Source organism: Marinicauda algicola (assembly GCF_017161425.1).
Taxonomy (GTDB): domain Bacteria; phylum Pseudomonadota; class Alphaproteobacteria; order Caulobacterales; family Maricaulaceae; genus Marinicauda; species Marinicauda algicola.
On record NZ_CP071057.1, the window covers coordinates 1,475,110 to 1,491,070 of the forward strand.

A 15,961-nucleotide genomic window follows, 5' to 3' on the forward strand; every position below is an offset into this window, starting at 1 on the left:
GCGGTCTCGCGTCTAGCAGACACGGGCACCGTCCGGCGCCTCGCCGTCCGCACCCAGCAGGCGTACAGCCCCGCTCGCGTCGTGAACACCGAGCACCAGCACCTCGGACATGAACGGTCCGATCTGGCGCGGCGGAAAGTTCACCACGGCGAGCACCCGCCGGCCGGGCAGCTCCTCGAGCGCGTAGGCCTCGGTGATCTGCGCCGAGCTCTTCTTGCGGCCGACGCCCGGCCCGAAATCGATCACCAGCTTGTAGGCGGGCTTGCGCGCCTCGGGGAAGGCCTCGGCACTGAGGATCGTGCCGAGACGGATGTCGGCGCGGAAGAAGACCTCCGGATCGATCTCCGGCGCGGGCGGGTCGTGCGGGCTCATCCCTGACGGTCGAGATCGGCCGGCTCGGTTCCCGGCTTGCCGTCGGGGCCGAACACGATCTTCTCCACCTTCAGCTCGGCATCCTTCAGGCGTGCCTCGCAATGGGCGCGCAGCGCGGCGCCGCGCTCGTAGATCGCGATCGACTGCTCGAGTTCGACCTCGCCGCTCTCCAGCTGCTGCACGATGCGCTCGAGCTCGGCCAGCGCCTTCTCGAAGCTCATCTGACTGATGTCGTCGTGCGTCGTCGCGCTCATCGCTCTTCCTTTCGCCGCCCCGGCGCCGGGTGCAGCACAGACAAGCCCCGATCGCGTCCGCGATCAACCGCGCGTCGCGTCCGAACCCGGATTTTTCACTTCGTAGCGGCGCCAGGACCAGTAGTAGTCGCCCCCGTCGCGCACGCAGCGCCAGCCCCGACGCTTCAGCGCCGGGCGCAGCATGCGGTTGAACCAGCCGTGGGCGAACAGCACGACCGGGCCGGACTGGGCTGCCTCGATCAGGATGTCGGCGGCCTGTTCGGCGCGGCGCTCCGCCTGGGAGCGGCTCTCCTTGCCGCGGGCGAAGCCGAGCCACCAGGAGCAGCGCGCCAGCACGCCCCAGTTTCGCGCCGGCAGCCGGCCGGGAAAGCGCGGCGGAGGCAGCGGGGCCTCCACGAAGACCGAACTCGTGTCGAACTCGCGGCCCCGGCAGGCGGCCTCGGCGGTCTCGATCGCACGCCGCAGGGTCGAGGCGTAGAGCACGCGCGCACCCTCCACCTCGCGAATCAGGGATTCCGGCGCGGCCTGGCCCGGCTTCAGCCCGGCAAGGTCGTAATCGGCCCACCAGCGCTCATAGCCGCGCCAGTCCACCCGCTCGGCGCGGTTGGCATCGGGTTCCCCATGCCGGGCGATCGTGATGTAGCCCGGCCCGTTTTGACGGTTCGTCTCTGACATGTCCGGCTTGGGGGACGCGGGAAAAGCAGTCGGGCTTCACGACCGCCACGCCCCCTGTCCCGTCAGGCCGCGGCGATCGCGCGCAGGAAGCCGGTGAGCGACTTCTCAAGCGCGTCGATGTCGTATCCGCCCTCGAGCGTGCAGACAAGCCGGGCGTGCGCATGCTCTTTCGCGAGCGCGCCGAGACGCTCCCCGGCCCAGGCATAGTCCTCCTCGGTCAGGTCCAGCCCTGCCAGCGGGTCGTCGCGATGGCCGTCGAAGCCCGCCGAGACGAGCAGAAGGTCGGCGCGCAGGTCGGGAATGCGCGAGAAAATCTTCTCCTCCAGCGCCTCGCGCCAGGCCTTCGAGCCGGTCGCTCGCTCGACGGCGACGTTGACGATATTGTCCGCCTGATCGGCGTTCGAGCCGGTTCCGGGATAGATCCAGCCCTGGTGGATGGAGGCGAAGAACAGCCGGTCCTCGCGCTCGGCATAGGCCTGCGTCCCGTTGCCGTGATGCACGTCGAAATCGACGAGCGCGATGCGCGTCATCCCGTGCCCGGCGAAGCCGTGCGCGGCGGCGACCGCGATCTGGTTGAACAGGCAGAAGCCCATCGCGCGTTCCGGCTCGGCATGGTGGCCCGGCGGGCGGCAGGCCACGAACACGGCCTCCGCCTCGCCCGCGACCACCTTGTCCACGCCCTCCACGGCCGCCCCGCAGGCCGCGAGCGCGGCCTCGAGCGAACCCGGGCTCATCCAGGTGTCCGCATCGATGGAGGCGAGCCCGTCGGACGGGCCGGTCTCGAAGATCGATTCGATATGGCGGCGCGTGTGGACGCGCGCGAGTTCCTCGCGCGTGGCCTGGCGGGGCTCGGCGGTCGCGAGGCCGTCGACGGACCGGATGGCGCGTTCGACCGCGCCGAGGCGCTCGGGGCGTTCGGGATGGCCTTCGGGCGGCTTGTGGCCGGCGGAGGCAGGGGATGTGTAGACGAGTGTTTTCATGCCCGACTAACTAGAGCGGAGCGCAAACGGATGCGAGCGCGTTCGTGCTCGCCTGCAGTACGCCAGCCGTGCGTCAGCGCCCTGCCCCGTTCGGGCTCGCACCCCGCGATTGCCCGGCCTGCGCGATCGGAGGCAGGATCTCGAACTCCGGCTCGAACTCGGCATAGTTGCAGGTGATCTCCTCGCCCGGCTCGATATCGGCGATGGCGTAGCCGAGCTTGAGATCGCGGAAGTCGGTGTTCGGCGCCTCGCTGTGATTCATGTGCCGGCCATTGTCGGCATCCAGCACCAGGAAGGCCGCGTCGGTCGGGTGGCGATAGGTATAGCGCTCGACGAACCTGCGCGTGCTCTCGGGCAGGCCGGCGAGCTCGGCCTTCGCGATCAGCCGGTCGAATTCCGGGGCGAAGCGGTAGATGAGCTGACCCTTGGCGATCTTCTGGGCAGCGAACACGCCGACCCCCTCGATCGCGCTCGGCCCGATATAGGTGTCCACCAGGAGCATCGCCGCGGGCCCTACGCGCCCGCCGCGCTCTGCGAGGCGGACGCGTCCGCCTCGGCCGTGTCGCGGTCCTGGTGGGCGCCGCGGAAATGGCGCGCCAGGGACACCTCGTCCATGAAGTCGTGATAGTCGCAGGTCAGCTCCTCGCCTGCGGCGACGTCGCGCAACATGTAGCCGGTGCCGCCCACGCGGAACTCGATCGCGGGGGTGTCGGAATGGTTCATGAAGCGGCAGTGATCGCCGTCGAGCAGATAGGCCTGCAGGATCGAGTCGAAATAGGCGTAGCGGTCGAGAAACTGGCGGGTGGTCTCCGGCAGGGCCTCGCGCTCGGCCGGGGTGATGACCCGGTCGAAGCCCGGATCGAGCCGCCAGACGAGCGTGCCCTTGGCGAGCGGCCGGCCGGCGAACACGCCGAGCCCCTCGATCGCGCTGGGGCCGACATAGGTGTCCACGAGAAGCATGGATGAAGAACGCCTTCGAACGATCCCGCGTCGACGGGACCGGACCAGGGAGGCGGGAGAACCCGCAGAGTACGACGCTCCGATCGCCTATGATGCTCAATCTGCGGGAATTGCAAGCGGCAATTTCGCGGTGGCAGACTCGACGGGCTCCGGATCGCTCCGGAGCCCGTGCGTCTGGCCCGGACGGGTGGACGGCCTAGTGCAGGCCGGCCATGCCGGCGAACTCGGCGCGGGTCATGGCGAGCACGACGGCGTTGGCCTCCGAGTTGAAGGCCGCGTCGCTCGCGCTGATCGCCCTCACCCGCGCATCGCCGTGCGCGTCGAGATCGCTGTGGACATAGATGCGGCCGCGGGCGCTCTCGTCCACATGCCCGACGCGGTAGCCGTCGCGGGTGTAGACATAGACGCGGGCATGGTCGTCGCCGCGATAGCTGCGCATGCGCGTGCTGGCGTAGGTGCGGGTGCGCACGCTCGGACTCTGCGCACGGGCGTGCACGCGGGTGCGCGAATAGGCCCGGGCGTTGCTCTCGAGCGCCGCGCGCAGTTCGGCATTCGCATCGGCCATGGTGTGGGAGCTGAGCGAGCCGTCGAGATCGGAAACCAGGTCCGCGTCGAGCGCGAGGCCGGTGCGGCTGTCCACGACCGCGCCCGCCGTGCTGTCGAGCGTGGAATCAAGGCGTGTGGTGGAATTCAGCGACCCGTCGACCTGACCGGTCACTTCGCCGGTGATGTCGCCGACCTGCGCCGAAGCAGCGCCGCCGGCAAGCGCAAGCGGAAGAATCGTCGTCGCAAAGAGTCTCATCGTTACCTCCTGTTGGCGATGTCGAACTCGTAAAGTGCGTGGACCGGCGATACCGTTGCGGCCAAATGTGCAGATGACGTGGCAATGCCGGGATCATTTCGAGGCATAGAGTTGCGACTCTTACTCGATTTGTCCGATATTATCATTGATCGCATCACATTCGAAATGTGCACAATCTTTATTTATGAACCAGGTTCGCGCCCGGCGCGAACATTGTTCGTCCGAGTCGGCCGCTCGGCGGCCTCCGGCGAGACCTAGCTGACAATGAGGATCGCGCCGTATCCGGCCGCGCCCAGGGCGAAGGCCCAGAAGCGGCTCGCGCGTTCGGCCGGAAGCTCTTCCTTGATGACGTTGAGCACGATGGCGCCGGCAAGCAGGGCGAACAGAAGCGCCGTCCAGAATTCGGGGATCGCGACCAGGAGCGATAGCGCCCAGCCCGCCGGCGCGGACGCGGCCAGCACCCAGCGCCCCCGATCGAGCCAGGCCTGGCCGTGATGGGCGAAGAGCGCGCGGTCGTTGACCGTGAAGTGCAGTCCCATGGCGAGGCCGTAGAGGGCGAGACCGGCCGGCCCCGCCGCCGCCTCGGCCTCGATCAGATAGCCGATCAGGAAATTGTAGAGCGCGAAGGCGGCCAGATGCAGCCGAAAGGGCGCGCGCGCGCCTTCATGGCGGGCGGCGCGTTCCCGCGCGAGCCGCTCGAGCCCGTAGAACACCAAGAGCCCGGCGAGCGCAACCGTGAACAACCCCTCCTCGTGGGCGAGCGCGCTGCCCTCCAGCGCCGCCCCTTCCAGGGCGAGTTCGGGCAGAAGGTGGACGAAGACATAGGCGACCGAGACCCCGCCCGCGAGCGAGAGCCAGACGCTGCGCGGGGTGCGGTCGAGAACGGCCAGATACGGGCTGAGGACGTGAACCGTGCCGAGCAGCACGGCAAGGAGGCCGGCGAGGAGGACCTCGCCGCTCATTGCCCCAGCTGCACGTCCAGGATCTCCACGCCCTCGGGCTTCTCCGCATCGTCCGGCACGAAGAAGTCCGGCAGGAGCGGCTCGCCCGGGCTCATGTGGTACCGGTCGAAATCGGTGACGCCCTCGCTCATCAGGAAGGTGTCGTCGATGAGGAAGTTGCCGGTGAACTCGGATGCCTTCTTGTTGAACACCCGCCAGGCCACGTCGGCCAGGATGTCGGGCTTGCGGCAATTCCTGAACGCCTCCTCGCCGGCGAGCACGTTGGCGATGGCGGCGGTGGCGATCGCGGTGCGCGGCCATATGGCGTTGGCCGCGATCTTCCCCTTGAACTCGCCCGCCCAGCCCAGGATGCACAGGCTCATGCCGAACTTCGCGCTGGTATAGGCGACGTGCGGCGCGAACCATTTCTGCTTCATGTCGAGCGGGGGCGAAAGCGCGAGGATGTGCGGGTTCTCCGCCTGCTTCAGGTACGGCAGGCATTTCTGGGTGACGAGAAAGGTGCCGCGCGCATTGACCTGGTGCATCAGGTCCCAGCGCTTGATCGGCGTCTCCTCGGTGCCCCGCGGGAAGATGGCCGAGGCATTGTTCACCACGATGTCGATGCCGCCGAAATGGGAGGCCGCGGTCTTCACCGCGTGCTCGACATTCTCCTCCTCGCGGATGTCGCAGACGATCGGCAGCGCCTTGCCGCCGGCCTTCTCCACCGCCTCGGCGGCGGTGTGGATGGTGCCGGGAAGCTTGGGGTGCGGCTCCTCGGTCTTGGCGGCGATGACGATGTTCGCCCCGTCCCTCGCGCAGCGCTCGGCGATGGCCAGGCCGATGCCCCGGCTCGCCCCGGTGATGAAGATGGTCTTGCCTTCAAGGCTCATGATCGGTCCTCCCGCAGGTTTGCGCGAGAGACTAGAGCGCGATCACAGCCCGCGCCAGACCCGCCAGGGCGGGCAGTAGAGCCCTTCCTCGTTGCGGCAGCGCGCGAAGGTGAAGAGCACCGTCTCGGCGCGCCCGACGATCTGGTCGGTGTGCACGTAGCCGATGCCGTAGGGCGCGCGGCTGTCTTCGGACCGGTCGCGATTGTCGCCCATCAGGAAGACGTGGTCGGCGGGCACGCGGAACGGGCCCATATTGTCGTAGCGCTGGTCGTCGCCGCGCTCGTAGATGGTGTGGGTGCGGTCGTTCGGCAGGGTCTCGATGTACTCGCTGACCTGCACGATGGAGCCGTCGCGGTCGCGGTAGCGCAGCGGGTCGAGCCCCTCGCGCACCAGGCGTTCGCGCCCGACGAGTTCGCCGTTGATGTAGAGCCGCCCGGCGCGCACCTCGATCGTGTCACCGGGAAGTCCGACGACGCGCTTGATCAGGTTGATGCCCTGGTTCGGGTCGCGGATCACGACGACGTCGCCGCGCTCGGGCACCGATCCGAGAATTCGGCCCGACCAGCTGTCGGGAAGGAGATAGCCGATCCCCAGCGGCAGGGAGTGGCGCGAATAGCCGTAGGCCCACTTGCTGACCAGCACCCGGTCGCCGACCTGCAGGGCCGGCTGCATGCTTTCGGACGGGATGTGGAAGGCGGCGAAGCCGAACGTGACCAGCACGAACCACACCGCGGCGACTCCCGCGAAGAAGCGGACCGTCTCGCCGAGTTCGGAGATCGCCTTGCGGCCGAAACCGCTCACCGTCTCCTTCAGGGATGCATTGTGGTCGCTCATTTCAGTCTCACTGCCGTTCCGTAGGCGAGGATTTCCGCCGACCCCTCCATCACCGTGGAGGTGGAGAAGCGAAAGGTGACCACCGCGTCCGCGCCGAGCTGTTCGGCATGGCGCACGAGGCGGCCGAGGGCCTGCTCGCGCGCATCGGCGAGCAGCTTGGTGTATTCGGTGACCTCTCCGCCGACCAGGTTGCGCAGGCCCGCGATGAAGTCCCGGCCGAAGAAGCGCGCGCGCACCACGCTGCCGCGCGCGATGCCGAGCACTTCGACGATCTCGCGCTCGGGAACGGTGTCCGCCATGGTCACCAGGACGCTGGATCGCATAGCCGGATTGTCACGCACGTCCGTCATTGCCGCTCGTCCTCTTCCACATGGTCACGCCCGGCCCCGCTGTAAAGCAGGGCAAGGCCGAGCGCAGGCAGCATCACCAGCCCCCAGACCGCGAGGCTCCAGGGAAAGTGGATACGCCAGCCGACGAGATTAAGTCCCGCAAAAAGGGCGACGAGAAGGCCGAGCCCCAGAGCAATGAGGCCATATGACAGAGCAGTGTTGCCCGGACGCATCGCCGAGTGTCCCTGAAATTCTACAACCATGGGCGAATAAACCCGAACCGGGCGCGAATCGCCAGCCGCAATCCCAGCGCCCCAAGCTCGTCGGTTGACTAAACCGCGGCCTGCGCGGAGCCTGCACGACGCCATCGCAGGGAGCGGGACGATGAGGCCAGGGATCATGCTCGCCGCAGCCGCGGCTCTTTTCGTTCTCCAGCCGGGCGCCGGCGCGCAGACGGACGAGTCCGGCGCCGTCGCCGGCGAGGCGCGCGCCTGGCGGGAGGGGCACGAGGTCGCGATCCTGCGCGAGCTGCGCGCCTTCCTGGCCCTGCCCAATCACGCCTCGGACGCGCCCGCCATCCGCGCCAATGCGGAGCATATCGTCACGCTGCTGCAGGCGCGCGGCGCGACGGCCCGCATTCTCGAGGCGGGCGGGTCCGCGCCGGCGGTCTATGGCGAGATCGACACGCCCGGCACCGACCTGACGCTGATGGTCTATGCCCATTACGACGGCCAGCCGGTCGAGCGCGCCCTGTGGCGCACCGATCCGTTCGACCCCGTGCTCCTGAGCGCGACCCACGAGGCGGGCGGGGTGCCGCTCGACTGGGACAGCCTCGCCGCTCCGGTCGACCCGGACGCGCGCCTCTATGCCCGCTCGGCGAGCGACGACAAGAGCCCGCTCATCGCCGTTCTGGCTGCCATCGATGCGCTGGAGGCCGCCGGCCGGCCCCTCGCGGTCGACGTGAAATTCTTCCTCGAAGGCGAGGAGGAGGCCGGCTCGCCGCACCTCACACAGATGCTGACCGCCCACCGCGATCTGCTGGACGCCGATATCTGGCTGCTCGCCGACGGGCCGGTCGATCCGCGCGGAGACCCCCGCGTCATGCTCGGCGTGCGCGGCGTGACGCGCGCCGAGCTGACCGTGTTCGGGCCGGCGCGCGTGCTGCACAGCGGGCATTTCGGCAATGTCGCGCCCAATCCGGGCGCGCGCCTGGCCCATCTCGTCGCCTCGATGCGCGACGAGAACGGGCGCATCCTGATCGACGGGCTCGACAGCCCCGCGCAGATGAGCGAGGCCGCCCTCGCCTTCCTGGAGGACGGCGCGTTCGACGACGCGGCCATGTTCGCCCAGGCCGGCATCGCCCGGCCCGAATGGGGCGAGGACGCCCGCTACGGCGAGGCGATCGCCCATCCCGCGCTCAACGTGCTCGCCCTGTCGATGGGCGCGCAGGACGGCCCGGCGACCAATGCGATCCAGACCGAGGCGCGCGCCACGCTCGGCTTCCGCCTGACGCCGGGGCTCCCGGTGGAGACGGTGCGCGAGGCGCTCGCCGCCCATGTCCGGGCGCAGGGCTATCATCTCGTCGAGGGCGAGCCGACGCCGCAAGACCGGCTCGTGCACGACCGGCTCGCCCGGCTCGAGTTTTCCGAGTTCGGCTACGCGGCCGCCTATACCGATCCGGCCCACCCGCTCGCCGCGCGCCTGATCGCGCTCGCCGACGCAGCGAGCCCCGAACCGCTGCGCGTCGTGCCGCTGCTCGGCGGCAGCCTGCCGCTCGCCCCGATCCAGGACGTGCTCGGCGTGCCCTTCGTGATCGTGCCCATGGTCAATGCCGACAACAATCAGCATGCGCCGAACGAGAACTTGCGCATCGGGAATCTATGGTATGGGATCGAACTCTATGCCGTGATCCTCGCCGGGCTCGGAGGGGAGGACGGCGCGCCAAGCCGCTGACAGGAGCCTCCCCCATGGCCGAGACCGAACCGAAGAACATCACCCCGTCCACAGACGGCGACCGCGTGCTCGGCGTCGTCAACTACGTGCTGATCCTGCTGGGCGTGCCCACGAGCGGCATACTGATGCTCGTCGCCCTGATCTTCGCCTATATCCGGCTCGACCAGTCCACGGGCTGGGTCCGGACCCATTTCATCTACCAGATCCGCACCGTGTGGGGCGGGCTCGCCTTCGCGATCGCGGGCTGGCTGACGATCTGGATCTTCGGGCTCGGCGCCCTGATCTGGCTCGTCGGCGCGGTCTGGGTGATCGTGCGCGGCGCGGTCGGCCTCATCCGCCTCGTCGACGGGCGCGGCCACCACGATCCGCGAGCCTTCCTGTTCTAGTCGGCGCGCCTCACGCGCTCTCCAGCATCGCTATCGCGGCCGGATCGAACAGGGCGTCGGCGCCCAGGCGCACCTGGCCGAGAAGACCGGGGACGGCGCGCAGCACGCTGTCGGCATAGACCCGGGTCAGCGCGATCCGCCCGCGCGCATGCTCCTGGTCGCCCTCGCCGTGCTTCAGGCGGCGCTGGGCGGCGAGTGCGCCGAGGCAGAGGAGCCAGCCGCCGGTGACGTCGCCGGCGAGCTTGAGATAGGCCGTCGCACCGGCCAGGCGGTCCTCGGCCTTCGCCTTCAGCATCCAGCCCGTCGCCGCGTCCATCGCCTCGACTGCCGGGCCGAACGTGTCGGCGAGCGCGTTGAGATCGGGGTTGGACGACGTGGCAAGGTCCTCGATCGTCTCCTGGAAGTCCTCGATCAGCTCGGCGACCGGCTTGCCGCCCTGCATGGGCAGCTTGCGCCCGACGAGGTCGATCGCCTGGATGCCGTTCGTGCCCTCGTAGATCGGCGCAATGCGCGCGTCGCGGTAATGCTGGGCCGCGCCGGTCTCCTCGACATAGCCCATGCCGCCATGAACCTGGACCCCGAGCGAGGCGACCTCGACGCCGACATCGGTCGACCAGGCCTTGGCGATCGGGATCAGCAGGTCCTCGCGCCGCTTCGACCAGGCGCGCTCCTCCGCGTCCTCGTGATGGACGGCGTAATCGGCCTCCACCGCGGCATGGAAGCAGATCGCGCGGGCAGCCTCGGTCTTGGCCTTCATGATCGCCAGCATGCGGCGCACGTCGGGATGCTCGATGATGGCGTGCGGGGGCTCGCCGGGCGTCATCGGGGCACGGCCCTGCTTTCTTTCCTTCGCGAATTCCAATGCCTGCTGATAGGCGCGCTCGGCGATGGCGACGCCCTGCACGCCGACATTCAGGCGGGCCGAGTTCATCATCGTGAACATGCAGGCCATGCCCTTGGTCTCCTCCCCGACGAGCCAGCCCTTCGCCCGGTCGTACTCCATCGTGCAGGTCGGCGAGCCGTGGATGCCCATCTTGTGCTCGAGCCCGATGGCCCTCACGCCGTTGCGCTCGCCCGGCTCGCCCTCCTCGTCGGGTATGAATTTCGGGACCAGGAAGAGCGAGATGCCCTTGGTGCCGGCCGGGCTGCCGGGGGTGCGCGCCAGGACGAGATGGACGATGTTGTCCGCGCAGTCGTGCTCGCCCCAGGTGATGTAGATCTTCTGGCCCGAGATCGCCCAGCTGCCGTCCCCGTTCGGCTCGGCCCTGGTCGTGAGCGCGCCGACATCGCTGCCGGCCTGCGGCTCGGTGAGGTTCATGGTCGCCGACCACTCCCCCGTCATCACGCGCGGCAGGTAGAGTTCGCGCAGCTGTCTCGAGCCGTGGGCGATCAGCGCCTCGATCGCGCCGAAGGTCAGCATCGGACCGAGCCCGAAGCTCATGTTCGCGCTCTGCAGCATCTCCATCAGCGCACAGCCCATCGCCTTGGGGAGACCCATTCCGCCATGCTCGGTGGAGAACTGCAGGCCCTGCCAGCCGCCCTCGACATATTTCGTATAGGCACGGGGAAAGCCCTCGGGGGTCGTCACGGCGCCGTCCTCGAGCCTGCAGCCCTGCACGTCGCCGGTGCGGTTCAGGGGCGCAAGCACGTCGTTGGCGAGCTTTCCCGCCTCGTCGAGCACCTGCTGGGTCAATTCGCCGGACAGTTCGGGGAAGGCGCCGGTCGCCTTCAGCCCGTCCATGGCCGCGATTTCCTCCAGCGCGAAGCGGATGTCCCGGACCGGGGCGCGGTAATGCATCTCTTCAGCCTCCCATTCGTTGGCAGGAAGATAGCGCGTGCGGCGCGCGGCGCGAGTCCGCAGCGCGATTCGATCACATCTTCGCGCATCCGGCTCGCAACCCGGTCGCGGCGCGTTAGGTTGCCGATAGAGCCGCCATCTAAGGACGCTTGCCCCATGGCCTGCCTGCGACCGCTCGTTCTGCTGCCCCTGCTTCTGGCCGCCTGCGCGACGCCGGCCACGACCGACCCGGCCGAACTGCCCGCGGGCGAATGGAGTCTCGACGAGGCCCATACCAGCGTCGTCTGGCAGGTCCGGCACATGGGCCTGTCCTGGTACACGGCCCGCTTCGACGAGGCGCAGGCGAGCCTCGACTTCGACCCGGAAAATCCCGAGGCCGCGCAGCTCACCGCGATCGTGAAGGCCGCCTCGGTCTCCACCGGCGATCCCGATTTCGACGAGCAATTGCGCGGGGGTGCCTGGCTCGATGCGACAAATCATCCCGAGATCGTGTTTCGCTCCAACTCGGTCGAGGTGACCGGCGAGAATACGGGGCGGGTGCACGGCGATCTGACCGTGAAGGGCCAAACCCGTGATGCGGTTATGGAAATTCAGTTCTACGGCGGCACGCACAATCCGCTCGAAGGCACCGAGGCGATTGGTTTTCAAGGCGAAATCGAAACCGAGTTCGGCCCGTTCGGGGTCGGAGCCTTCCCGGCGACCAATTTCATCGGCGAGACGGTTCGGGTAAGAATCGAGGCGGAGTTTCTCAAGAGCGGGGACGAAGAATGAGCGATACCGCAAAGCCCACGGCATCGGACCGCTACGGTGCGGTCTCGATCTTCTTTCACTGGACGATCGCGGCCCTCATGGTGGGCATGGTTTTCTACGGCTGGTGGATGGAGGGCGTGCGCGAGGCCGCCTTCGCGGGCGAAGCGAGCTTCTCGGCCGCGAGCTCGGCCTACAACTGGCACAAGACGATCGGCATCGCGGTCCTCGCCCTCTCCCTCGCCCGGCTCGGCTGGCGCCTCGGCCATCCCGTCCCGCCGCTGCCCGCGCACATGGCCGCCTGGGAGAAGGGGCTCGCCCGCTTCACCCATGTCGCGTTCTACGTGCTGATGATCGGCATGCCGATCGGGGGCTATGTCGCCGCCTCGTCCTTCACCGGGAATTTCCCGATCCTGCTGTTCGACGCGGTCGAGCTGCCCAAGCTGCCGGTCCCCCAGACCAGCGACTTCCAGGAGCTTTCCGGGTCGCTCCATGGCGCGGGGGGCTGGGTCATCCTGGGCGTGCTCGCCCTGCATGTCGCCGGGGCGCTGAAGCATCACATCGTCGACCGCGACGGGGTGCTGACCCGGATGATCCCGGGCCTGGACGTGCCCGAACAGAAGAACCGGCCGTAACGAGAAGAGGATTCCTGCCCATGCGCATCTTCGCCGCCGCCGCCTTTGCCGGCGCCGTCCTCGGCTTCCCCGCCGCCGCCCAGGACTGGCAGCTCGACGCGAACACGTCCTCGGTGAGGTTCGAGGCGACCGCCTTCGGCAATGTCGTGTCCGGCGCGTTCGAGGATTTCGAGGCCGAGATCACGCTCGATCCGGACGACCTTTCGGGGGCCTCGATCGAGGCGCGCGTGCGCACCGCGTCCCTGGACGGACTCTCGAGTTCGGACATTCGCCAGAACCTTCGCGGGGAGAGCGGGCTCGATGTCGACGGCCACCCGCAGGCCCGCTTCGTCTCGCACGAGATCACGCGCACCGAGGCGGGCTATGAGGCCGCGGGCGAGCTGACGATCAAGGGGCATACGAGCGAGATCACCTTGCCCTTCACCCTGGAAATCTCCGACGGGCGTGCGGTCGCCGACGGGCGTTTCACCATCGACCGCACGACCTTCGATGTCGGCTCCGGCTGGGGGGAGGTCGACGAGCAGGTCACGGTGATCGTGCACATCGAGGCCGACGCGGCCGGCTAGGACGCGTTGCCTCCCTCGCTCCTGCCGCGTAGAGAGCGGCCATGACCGCAGATGTCCTCGACGCCGCCGATCCCGCCGCGCTCGACCGCGCCGCAGACCTGCTGCGCGCCGGAGATCTCGTCGCCGTGCCGACCGAGACGGTCTACGGCCTCGCCGCCGATGCTACCGACAGCGCGGCCGTCGCGCGCATCTACGAGGCCAAGGGCCGGCCGCGCTTCAACCCGCTCATCGCCCACGTGGACGGGCTGGAGCGCGCCGAGCGGCTCGTCGAGCTCTCGCCGCTCGCCCGCCGCCTCGCGCAGGCGTTCTGGCCCGGCCCGCTGACGATCGTCGCGCCGGTGAAGCCCGACGCCGGCATCAGCGATCTCGTCACCGCCGGGCTCGACACGCTCGCGGTGCGCTGGCCCGACGCTCCGGCCATGACGGGCCTCGTCGCGCGCCTCGACCGACCGCTCGCGGCGCCGAGCGCGAATCGCTCCGGCGAGGTCAGCCCCACCACGGCCGCCCATGTCGCCGAGGGCCTCGGGCAGGCAGTGGCCCTGATCCTGGATGCCGGCCCGTGCCGGGTCGGGCTGGAAAGCACGATCGTCGCGGTGGAGGGCGAGCGCGCGGCGCTGCTGCGTCCCGGCGGCATCGCCCGGGCCGATATCGAGGCGATCGCGGGCAGGCTCGAGGCCCCGGCCTCGATCCCCGGCGCGCCGCGTTCGCCCGGCCAGCTCGCCAGCCATTACGCCCCGAAGGCGAAACTGCGCCTGAATGCGCTGCGTCCCGAGCCCGGCGAGGGCTATCTCGCGTTCGGCCCCGATGCGCCCGATCACGAAACCGTGATCAATCTCTCCCCGAGCGGCGATCTCGCGGAGGCGGCGGCGCGACTCTTCGCCGCCTTGCGCGCGCTCGATGCAAGGGTGGACCGCATCGCCGCAGCCCCGATCCCCGATACCGGCCTCGGAGAGGCAATAAATGACAGGTTGCGTCGCGCCGCAGCTGGCAAGTAATGGAAATATTACATTTCCGGCCTATATCTCGTTTCATGAGAGATTGATCACTACCTGAGGTAAAATCCCATGAAGGACGGTCTCTACATCGCGCATTTCCGGACCCCGCTCGACGAGGGGGCCGGCGTGATCGTGATCTCGGCCGGGCGCGTGCTCGGCGGGGATAGCGGGATGTATTACTCCGGCCATGTCTCGGGCGAGGACGACCGCATCGCGGTGGAAATGACCGTGCGCAAGCACAACGAGACCGCCCAGTCGGTATTCGGCGATTTCGAGACGTTCAAGCTCACCCTCACGGGCCGGGAACGGGCGGGCATCTACGAGTTCCAGGGCCGGGCCGACGCCGCCCCGTCGATGAAGTTCACCGCGACGCTGGAGCCGGCCGAACTCTGACCCCTGTTCATCGGCGCCGGGCGCGCTAAGACTGAGGCCATGACCCAGGCCATCGATCTACTCGCCCCGCTCACCCATACGCTCGACGCGAAGGCCTTCTCGACCGATCCCGGCGAGATCGGCCCGCATGCCCGCGACTGGCGCGGCCAGATCGCCGGCTCGGCACCGGTGCTGTTCAAGCCCTCCACGCTGGAGGAGGTCAAGCGCATCGTCACCTATTGCAACGAGCGCTCCATCGCGCTGCTGCCTCAGGGCGGCAATACGGGGCTGGTGGGCGGTTCCACCCCGCAGGGCGAGGCCCTGATCTCGCTGAAGCGCATGAACCGGATCACGAAGCTCGACCCGGAGAACGATTCCATCACGGTGGAGGCGGGCACCATCCTGACGACCGTGCAGGAGGCGGCCGCCGAGGCCGGCCGGCTCTTTCCGCTCTCGCTCGGCTCGGAGGGCTCGGCGATGATCGGCGGACTGATCTCCACCAATGCCGGCGGCGTCCACGTCCTGCGCTACGGCATGATGCGCGATCTCGTGCTCGGCCTCGAAGTCGTGCTGCCCGACGGTCGGGTGATCTGCGACCTGGCCGGGCTGAGGAAGAACAATACCGGTTACGATCTCAAGCAGCTCTTCATCGGCGCGGAAGGCACGCTCGGCGTGATCACGGCTGCGACGCTGAAGCTCTTTGCCCGACCGGCTTCGCGCGCGGTCGCGATCGCGGCGGTGGACAGCCCGAGCGCGGCGGTCTCGCTGCTCTCGCTCGTCAAGGAGAGGACGGGCGGATCGGTCGCCGCCTTCGAGCTGATGGCGAAGAGCGCCATCGACTTCGCACTCGAACACGTGCCGGACCTGCGCCAGCCGCTCGCCGACCCCACGCCCTGGAGCGTCCTCGTGGAGGTGACGTCCGGCGAGCGCGACCGCGCGGAGGTGCTGATGGAAAGCGCGCTGGAAGCCGCGTTCGAGGCCGGGCTCGTGCGCGATGGCGCGATCGCGCAGTCGCAAGCCCAGGCCGAGGAGTTCTGGCGCCTGCGCGAGAGCATTCCCGAAGGCGAGAAGGCCCACGGCAAGGCGGCCAAGCACGACGTCTCGGTGCCGGTCTCCCAAATGGCCGCCTTCATGGAAGAGGCGACATCCAGGGCCGAGGCCCTGGTGGAAGGCTCGATGGTCGTCGCCTTCGGACATGTCGGGGACGGCAATGTCCACTTCAATCTCGCCCGGAGGCAGGCCGGCGCGGGCCAGGACTTCCTCGAGCGCGCGCGTCCGGCGACGAAGCTGATCTACGACCTCGTCGACAAGTATGGCGGCTCGATCTCGGCCGAGCACGGCATTGGCATCCTGAAACAGGCCGAGCTGGCCGCGCGCAAGCCGGTCGAGGTCGCCCTGATGCGCGAGATCAAGCGCGCGATCGACCCGAACGGGATCATGAACCCGCGCGTGCTGCTGCCCGCGGATTAGGC

General features: G+C 68.7%; 21 protein-coding genes. 8 read left to right on the forward strand and 13 right to left on the reverse strand.

The window, feature by feature from the left end; translation table 11 throughout:
• Nucleotides 1-12: 12 nt before the first annotated feature.
• The 12 genes from JW792_RS07410 to JW792_RS07465 form a co-directional block, all read right to left on the reverse strand.
• Nucleotides 13-372, reverse strand: coding sequence for a tRNA-binding protein (locus JW792_RS07410; protein ID WP_135996336.1), 360 nt, complete (start codon nt 370-372; stop codon nt 13-15).
• Nucleotides 369-626 carry an exodeoxyribonuclease VII small subunit gene (locus tag JW792_RS07415; protein ID WP_135996335.1) on the reverse strand — a complete coding sequence of 86 codons (258 nt, stop codon included), beginning with the start codon at nt 624-626 and terminating at the stop codon, nt 369-371. Before JW792_RS07415 ends, JW792_RS07410 begins: the two co-directional genes overlap by 4 nt.
• Nucleotides 627-689: 63 nt before the next feature.
• Complete coding sequence (locus tag JW792_RS07420) at nt 690-1,301, reverse strand: histidine phosphatase family protein (protein ID WP_135996334.1); 612 nt, start codon at nt 1,299-1,301, stop codon at nt 690-692.
• Nucleotides 1,302-1,363: 62 nt separating this feature from the next.
• On the reverse strand, nt 1,364-2,281 hold the full coding sequence (locus JW792_RS07425) for a histone deacetylase family protein (protein WP_135996333.1): 918 nt from the start codon (nt 2,279-2,281) through the stop codon (nt 1,364-1,366).
• Nucleotides 2,282-2,354: 73 nt separating this feature from the next.
• The gene (locus tag JW792_RS07430) at nt 2,355-2,783 is read right to left on the reverse strand and encodes an SET domain-containing protein (RefSeq protein WP_135996332.1); all 429 of its coding nucleotides are present in this window, start codon (nt 2,781-2,783) and stop codon (nt 2,355-2,357) included.
• 11 nt (nt 2,784-2,794) lie between these two features.
• Nucleotides 2,795-3,241: an SET domain-containing protein gene (locus tag JW792_RS07435; RefSeq protein ID WP_135996331.1), complete on the reverse strand. Its 447-nt coding sequence runs from the start codon at nt 3,239-3,241 to the stop codon at nt 2,795-2,797.
• A gap of 196 nt (nt 3,242-3,437) precedes the next feature.
• Nucleotides 3,438-4,043, reverse strand: coding sequence for a hypothetical protein (locus JW792_RS07440; RefSeq protein WP_135996330.1), 606 nt, complete (start codon nt 4,041-4,043; stop codon nt 3,438-3,440).
• Nucleotides 4,044-4,297: 254 nt separating this feature from the next.
• On the reverse strand, nt 4,298-5,005 hold the full coding sequence (locus JW792_RS07445) for a hypothetical protein (protein ID WP_135996329.1): 708 nt from the start codon (nt 5,003-5,005) through the stop codon (nt 4,298-4,300).
• Nucleotides 5,002-5,874, reverse strand: a complete 873-nt coding sequence (locus JW792_RS07450; protein WP_135996328.1) for an SDR family oxidoreductase — start codon at nt 5,872-5,874, stop codon at nt 5,002-5,004. Before JW792_RS07450 ends, JW792_RS07445 begins: the two co-directional genes overlap by 4 nt.
• Before the next feature lie 42 nt (nt 5,875-5,916).
• On the reverse strand, nt 5,917-6,708 hold the full coding sequence (lepB, locus tag JW792_RS07455; protein WP_135996327.1) for a signal peptidase I: 792 nt from the start codon (nt 6,706-6,708) through the stop codon (nt 5,917-5,919).
• A complete protein-coding gene (locus tag JW792_RS07460; RefSeq protein ID WP_192900983.1) occupies nt 6,705-7,031 on the reverse strand; it encodes a YbjQ family protein in 327 nt (108 codons plus the stop codon). Before JW792_RS07460 ends, lepB begins: the two co-directional genes overlap by 4 nt.
• A gap of 23 nt (nt 7,032-7,054) precedes the next feature.
• Nucleotides 7,055-7,300 (reverse strand): hypothetical protein, encoded by a 246-nt coding sequence (locus JW792_RS07465; RefSeq protein ID WP_135996325.1) that lies wholly within the window; start codon nt 7,298-7,300, stop codon nt 7,055-7,057.
• A 136-nt stretch (nt 7,301-7,436) separates the two neighbouring features.
• Here JW792_RS07465 and JW792_RS07470 point away from each other — a divergent pair, with 136 nt between their 5' ends.
• Together JW792_RS07470 and JW792_RS07475 are read left to right on the forward strand one after the other, a co-directional pair.
• The gene (locus JW792_RS07470; RefSeq protein ID WP_206340929.1) at nt 7,437-8,990 is read left to right on the forward strand and encodes a M20/M25/M40 family metallo-hydrolase; all 1,554 of its coding nucleotides are present in this window, start codon (nt 7,437-7,439) and stop codon (nt 8,988-8,990) included.
• Between the two features lie 14 nt (nt 8,991-9,004).
• The gene (locus tag JW792_RS07475; RefSeq protein ID WP_135996323.1) at nt 9,005-9,376 is read left to right on the forward strand and encodes a DUF4870 family protein; all 372 of its coding nucleotides are present in this window, start codon (nt 9,005-9,007) and stop codon (nt 9,374-9,376) included.
• A 10-nt stretch (nt 9,377-9,386) separates the two neighbouring features.
• On the opposite strand, the gene JW792_RS07480 is transcribed toward JW792_RS07475, so the two are convergent.
• Entirely contained in the window at nt 9,387-11,174 is a 1,788-nt protein-coding gene (locus tag JW792_RS07480) for an acyl-CoA dehydrogenase (protein WP_135996322.1), read from the reverse strand.
• A gap of 156 nt (nt 11,175-11,330) precedes the next feature.
• On the opposite strand from JW792_RS07480, the gene JW792_RS07485 reads away from it, so the two are divergent.
• From JW792_RS07485 to JW792_RS07510, 6 genes are all read left to right on the forward strand, one after another.
• Complete coding sequence (locus JW792_RS07485) at nt 11,331-11,945, forward strand: YceI family protein (RefSeq protein ID WP_135996321.1); 615 nt, start codon at nt 11,331-11,333, stop codon at nt 11,943-11,945.
• The gene (locus JW792_RS07490) at nt 11,942-12,556 is read left to right on the forward strand and encodes a cytochrome b (RefSeq protein ID WP_135996320.1); all 615 of its coding nucleotides are present in this window, start codon (nt 11,942-11,944) and stop codon (nt 12,554-12,556) included. The genes JW792_RS07485 and JW792_RS07490 overlap by 4 nt, the downstream gene beginning before the upstream one ends.
• A gap of 20 nt (nt 12,557-12,576) precedes the next feature.
• The gene (locus JW792_RS07495) at nt 12,577-13,122 is read left to right on the forward strand and encodes a YceI family protein (protein ID WP_135996319.1); all 546 of its coding nucleotides are present in this window, start codon (nt 12,577-12,579) and stop codon (nt 13,120-13,122) included.
• A 41-nt stretch (nt 13,123-13,163) separates the two neighbouring features.
• The gene (locus tag JW792_RS07500) at nt 13,164-14,117 is read left to right on the forward strand and encodes an L-threonylcarbamoyladenylate synthase (protein ID WP_135996318.1); all 954 of its coding nucleotides are present in this window, start codon (nt 13,164-13,166) and stop codon (nt 14,115-14,117) included.
• A 69-nt stretch (nt 14,118-14,186) separates the two neighbouring features.
• The gene (locus tag JW792_RS07505; protein WP_135996317.1) at nt 14,187-14,510 is read left to right on the forward strand and encodes a GrlR family regulatory protein; all 324 of its coding nucleotides are present in this window, start codon (nt 14,187-14,189) and stop codon (nt 14,508-14,510) included.
• A gap of 39 nt (nt 14,511-14,549) precedes the next feature.
• Nucleotides 14,550-15,959, forward strand: a complete 1,410-nt coding sequence (locus tag JW792_RS07510; RefSeq protein WP_135996316.1) for an FAD-binding oxidoreductase — start codon at nt 14,550-14,552, stop codon at nt 15,957-15,959.
• Nucleotides 15,960-15,961 lie beyond the last annotated feature (2 nt).